Annotated in this window: 6 protein-coding genes; 5 read left to right on the top strand and 1 reads right to left on the bottom strand. The window is 36.5% G+C overall.

Features of this window, described 5'->3' with window-relative positions:
* Nucleotides 1-1,094, bottom strand: a 1,094-nt coding sequence (locus tag V6256_RS15010) for an IS110 family transposase (protein ID WP_341599080.1), incomplete at its 3' end; no start/stop codon positions are given.
* Nucleotides 1,095-1,446: 352 nt separating this feature from the next.
* Between V6256_RS15010 and V6256_RS15005 the strand changes: the two genes are divergently transcribed.
* From V6256_RS15005 to V6256_RS14985, 5 genes are all read left to right on the top strand, one after another.
* On the top strand, nucleotides 1,447-2,058 hold the full coding sequence (locus tag V6256_RS15005) for a hypothetical protein (protein ID WP_341599079.1): 612 nt from the start codon (nucleotides 1,447-1,449) through the stop codon (nucleotides 2,056-2,058).
* A gap of 162 nt (nucleotides 2,059-2,220) precedes the next feature.
* The gene (locus V6256_RS15000; RefSeq protein WP_341599078.1) at nucleotides 2,221-2,478 is read left to right on the top strand and encodes a type II toxin-antitoxin system Phd/YefM family antitoxin; all 258 of its coding nucleotides are present in this window, start codon (nucleotides 2,221-2,223) and stop codon (nucleotides 2,476-2,478) included.
* Nucleotides 2,466-2,765: a type II toxin-antitoxin system RelE/ParE family toxin gene (locus V6256_RS14995; RefSeq protein ID WP_341599077.1), complete on the top strand. Its 300-nt coding sequence runs from the start codon at nucleotides 2,466-2,468 to the stop codon at nucleotides 2,763-2,765. The genes V6256_RS15000 and V6256_RS14995 overlap by 13 nt, the downstream gene beginning before the upstream one ends.
* Before the next feature lie 125 nt (nucleotides 2,766-2,890).
* Nucleotides 2,891-3,142, top strand: a complete 252-nt coding sequence (locus tag V6256_RS14990; RefSeq protein ID WP_165724911.1) for a hypothetical protein — start codon at nucleotides 2,891-2,893, stop codon at nucleotides 3,140-3,142.
* A 113-nt stretch (nucleotides 3,143-3,255) separates the two neighbouring features.
* On the top strand, nucleotides 3,256-3,924 hold the full coding sequence (locus V6256_RS14985) for a hypothetical protein (RefSeq protein WP_341599076.1): 669 nt from the start codon (nucleotides 3,256-3,258) through the stop codon (nucleotides 3,922-3,924).
* Nucleotides 3,925-4,195 lie beyond the last annotated feature (271 nt).

Raw genomic sequence — 4,195 nt, 5'->3', positions numbered from 1 at the left:
TGTTGCTCATAATAAGCCTTTGCCCAGAATGAATAACGAACCGAAAAACCAGCCCACTCAACAAATGTTTGTCTTAAAAAAGTAGGACAACTATACCGCCAATGTGTCCACATTTTCTTGCCACTACGTTCAATAACAGGCGCTATACCTGCATATTTTTGTAGCTCTGATGCATCATGATAACGCAATCTATTACTGCCAAAAGCGACTAATAAACGAGGAGCAAGTTGTGGGCCTGCTCCAGGTAAACTATCAAATATATTTTTATCTGCTTGCGCTTTGTAAGCCCCTTTAATTGCTTTATCAAGTTGCTCAATACCTTGTAATAATACTTTGAATTGGCTAACTAACACTTCAACTAACATTTGGTTAGGCTCTATCACTCCTTTATCTTCGGTTAATGGCATTGCATTTTTTATACCGAGGATCCGCTTGTTGTTAACGTCTACATAACGTGAGTTATGTGCATTAAAAAAGTCTAATAATGTTTGTTTTCTGGCTCTCTTAGCTTTACCTAATGACGGCCATTTTAGAATAAAATTACAAAATATGATGGTGTCTTTTTCTTTAAACCATTCAAGAGCTTGTGGATAATAATTCTTTAATGTCGCGGTTATTTTATTGGATAAATCAACACTGTTTTGCACCAAGCCTCGGCGATATTCAACGAGTTGAGAGAGTGATCGTATTGCTGCTGACTCAGGCTCAATAACAGAGAGTTTATCCATGTGTAACGTCAGAATTTCGACCTGTATTAATGCATCAGAAGGGTCGTCCTTTGCACCACTTGGCGTGAATGCTTTACAATATTTTGCTACGGTTGAAGGATTTATGGTAAATAAAGTCAGGTGTTCATATTTAGCTAATGCATAAATGAGAGGGCCTTTTTTGAGTTCACAAACGATAGCGATTTTTTGCTCTGGATAGCGTTGTTTGAGCTCCATTGCCCAGTCATGTAATGCTTGAGGTTTATGTTTAATGATGGAGTAATTATATATTTCAGTATGATTGGGATGTTCGCATATATCATGCTTCTTATCAGCCCAATCGATTCCTATTAAAACAGCAAAATTATCAACATTATATCCTTTCATTTTGAAGCTCCTCCACGTAAAGTAAATGTTGGAATGTGCTTAAGGCTCGTTTCTCGCAGGTCTTATAGATAGTCGTGGTAGGCGATCCCTGAGTATGCGTTTTGAAGCGAGTTGTTCTGTTGGTTCGAACGTCTTGTTAAAAACATTGTATGTTTAGCAATTCAATATTCGTAACCAACAGAAGCATGTTCCATTTAATATAATAATGAATGAATCTATTAAATTAAATGGCTTGGTCGGACTATAAGCTAATCAACAAGGACAAAATACGGCTGGCTATTTTCGTTCCTCAAATTTTAGCCAACCGCATTTTGCCTGTTATTAGGGCGTTAACTGTCTTTAGGAGAGAGTTGTGAAAATTGAACAGGGCACTGAAGATGCGCAACATTTTGTTGACGCCATGTACCATGAGTTTACTTTGTGTGAGAAGGCTTTTGATGAGTTTTTTCTGCTTGCTGAATCTAATATTTTAGGTAAAGAAGATTATGAGATATTAGAGTCCCTCTATAAAAACTATTCTGCATTTTTAACTCACCTTTATGAATTTTATGTTGCCTGCTTTAAACGCGATAAAGGAGATACTCAAAATATTCATTACTCTAAATTGGATAAACTTTTCACTTTTGAAGTTGAAAAACTTATGCGTAATATGTGCAATTTAATAGAAGGTGGTCGAGCTCCGAGCTGGGCCAACGACATTGCATATTATCAAGAACAAGTTCCAGAAGACTTTGGTAAAAAATTCAGAGATGTTCGTAACAACACTTCTCATGTAGAGATCCGTCGTGTGTCTGGTGGAGATAGGCCTACTTTAAAAGAATTCATGGATGACTATCATAAATTTGTATTCTTCCTATATGACTCAGCTAGAAGCCTATGGAGCAGTAAAAGAGAAGTACCTCATAAAGTTGCTCATATTCAAGAGTTCAATTTATCAATGAGTACTACACAAACAGACAGTTAACAAGCGCATTAAATCTGACGTCACACATTGTTCGATTTTTTGCTTAAAAGAAAATGACGCAAAAAAGCGTCCAACATGCTCCGCAGCTTATGCGAGCGTTATCTGTATTTCCCAAAGTGGTCGCAGAGTGCTACTATAGTGATACATTTGAAAGGGGGTATTATGAGAGTAGAACTAGTAACAACACTGAAGCGTCAAGCAACGAAAATATTATCTGAACTTCACTCTTCTAAAGAGCCAATCTTGATTACTGAGCATGGACAGCCTTCTGCATACCTTGTAGATGTTGATGATTTCGAATTTATGCAAAAACGTATGCAAATTCTTGAGGCTCTTGCTAAAGGTGAGCAGGCAATAAGTCGCGGAGATACAATGTCTAATGTTGAAGCTAAAGAGAAAATGAATAAATGGCTGAAATAATTTGGACAAACCCTGCACTCGAGGATCTGAATGATATAGCTGAATATATTGCTTTGAGTAACATGGTGTCAGCTAAAAAGTTAGTAGCTAAAATATTCGAAAAAGTTGAGCGACTTGAAGATTTCCCTGAATCAGGTAAGAAACCGATAGAGTTAAGTAATCTTAACTATCGGGAGGTTGTCGTTAACCCATGTCGCATATTTTATAAAGTAGAGACTGATAAGGTTTTTATTTTACACGTCATGAGACAAGAGCGTGACTTGCGGAAATTCTTATTGCTGTCGTAACAAACTGCTAACAAGGCGCTTAAAACGGAACTAAAACAGTGGGTTAGTTTCGCTGCGCTACACATTATAACCCACTGCTTTAGTCCGTTTAGCGCGGCGTTAGCTATCTACGTAAAGGAAATACAATGTCAGAGAAAATTTCTATTATTTATAAAACATCAATTATATTTTTATTATTAACTTCGATCATTATGCTATATAAAGGTATAACTGTAGCAAACCTTACTTCTGGAACAGTATACGGCGGTGAGTTTTCTATGCTTATAACGTTAAGCAATCAATTTTCATACTTTATGGTTTGGCTTGCATCCTTAGCATTCTATTTAGTGGCAAATAATATTTATAAAGCTAGCTTTTGCATCGAAGATAATAGCTAACAAGGCACTTAAACGGAATTAAAACAGTGGGTTAGGTTTCGCTTCGCTACACATTATAACCCACTATTTTAGTCCGCTTAGTGCGGCGCTATGCGCCAAAGAGGTATTTCACTTTGAAACGTTTTGATAAAGAAATACAGAAACTAGATTCAAGTAGCTTTGACTTGTCCAGATCTAGAATAAATTGGAGCCACGTAACGCAAGATCTTATTGAATCTGAATTCAGTAAAGTAATACTTGAAGCGAGGTCAAATAAATACCCATTTAGCCTTTACTGCGCGGTTAATGATGCGACAGAAAATGAAGTTACAGTACAACTATCTTCTGGTGCAAACAAAACAGGCGTTATTGAAAAAGTCAAAACAGCTGAGATGGAAAGTGTTACTTGTGAAATAGAAAAAGGTTCTGCACTTGTAGCTTCATTTGGAAGTACTGGTTCCGTTGCATTTATCATTTATCCGTACAAATCTGAACGATATTCTCGAACAGAAGATAATATTATTTTGCACTCTAGTCTTTCTCCCGACAGTGTTAATGAGAAGTTAATTAAAAGCTGCATAGCTAATTATTTATTCTATATTCGATGTTCGAGTATTTATGGTGCTCATAGTTTTAAGTCATCATTTAGAGACAAACTAAGAATGAATTGGTTACTTTTCAGAGACATTAGAAATAGACGTAAAATTTATCGTAAATTCTATACTGCTTGTATTGAGTGGGGAAAAATAATTGGTGCCGGCATTGCTGGTTATATTGTTGCAATTTTAACAAAAGGCGCATAACAGTTGCTTAAACGGACACAAACAGCTGGCTGTGCTCGTACCTCGCTATTATAGCCAGCCATTTTTAGCAGCTTAGCAAAGCGTTGAGGTTGTAGAATAACTCTTTTTTGAGATTTTAAGCCCGATTTTCGGGTTAAAAATGCATTACCTAGCATATTAAAAACGCTTAGGATTCATTACAGGAGCTCGTTTTTTAGTCATTTTTTGCTGTAGGAGTGTAAGCGTCTAGCAAACCACACCTATTTTTTGAAATTCCATGGTAACAGGCGGT

It is taken from the genome of Psychromonas aquatilis (assembly GCF_038155185.1).
GTDB lineage: Bacteria > Pseudomonadota > Gammaproteobacteria > Enterobacterales > Psychromonadaceae > Psychromonas > Psychromonas aquatilis.
This window is presented reverse-complemented; position numbering and strand designations above follow the sequence as displayed.